The organism is Rhodococcus sp. EPR-147 (assembly GCF_001647185.1).
Classification (GTDB): domain Bacteria; phylum Actinomycetota; class Actinomycetes; order Mycobacteriales; family Mycobacteriaceae; genus Rhodococcoides.
The window spans coordinates 1-933 of record NZ_LVCU01000065.1 but is presented as its reverse complement, the minus strand read 5'-3'; the positions used below and the strand labels follow the sequence as shown (position 1 = coordinate 933).

The following is a 933-nucleotide window of genomic DNA, read 5'->3' as shown; positions in this document are numbered from 1 at the left end:
TCGCCGTCGACAATGTTCCAGACCCGACCGATGCTCGGGATGACGAACCACCACGCGATCAGGAGCACGAGAGCAGGTCGAAGGCGTCGCCGGAGGGCCACGCCCATCACGTACAACAGCGCGGCGTAGACCAGTCCCGGGTACACGGGCACCAGCAAGAGCGACACGATGTCGTCGTCCGCCGCGAAGTAGCGGTACCACGGCGGTACCAGCGTGATCACCAGGACGAAGGTCGCGAAGAGAAAAGCAGCCGCGGCAAACAGGTCGGGCCAACGGTCGAGGGATGGCCGCTGAGGCTGGATTGCGCCGCGTTCCTCTGTTTGCTCCACAGTCATGAAAGGGATACCTCCCGCGAACGAGCCGCCCCGGGCGGCAATTCTTTTTCCGGACATGCCATTTCAGATGCTCGCGCGGGCATGTTCCCCGTGCACGTCGGCCGTCGGATCACGTTGGGCGACGGCCAAATCGAGCGTATCCGAATATGGACGTCGTCATGATGCGGAAAGCGAAAAGATTCATAATGCCTGTTTTGCCGAACAATGCGGGCGGACTCGACAATTCCACCGCGATGAGCTGCGGCACCGAAATGAAAACGCCAGAGCCGAACGGCGACAACCTGATTGCGAATGCGGCAGACTGTCCCCATGACCCTCGGTCTCACCACTGCTGTTGTCGCCGCCATTTGCTACGGCGTCGGGTCGATCCTGCAGGCGGCCGCGGCACGCGGCACCGCCCAGGTCGAGGGACTCGATCCGCGGTTGCTCGTCCGGCTCCTGAGATCGTGGAAATACCTGCTCGGAGTGGGCCTCGACGGCCTCGGGTTCCTGCTCGGTCTCGTCGCCGTCCGCTCCCTCCCACTGTTCGTCGTCCAGTCAATCGTGGCGAGCTTCCTCGCCATCACAGCCATCCTGGGCGCGATCTTCCTGAAAATGC

The 933-nt window shown here is 62.8% G+C and carries 1 protein-coding gene and 1 pseudogene; one reads left to right on the top strand and one right to left on the bottom strand.

Annotation, left to right across the window (positions count from 1 at the left end):
- The coding region (locus A2J02_RS03040; protein WP_156516058.1) for a hypothetical protein at positions 1-335 on the bottom strand (335 nt) is incomplete at its 3' end.
- Between the two features lie 309 nt (positions 336-644).
- Between A2J02_RS03040 and A2J02_RS03035 the strand changes: the two are divergent.
- Positions 645-933, top strand: a pseudogene (locus tag A2J02_RS03035) (hypothetical protein); the annotation flags it as partial.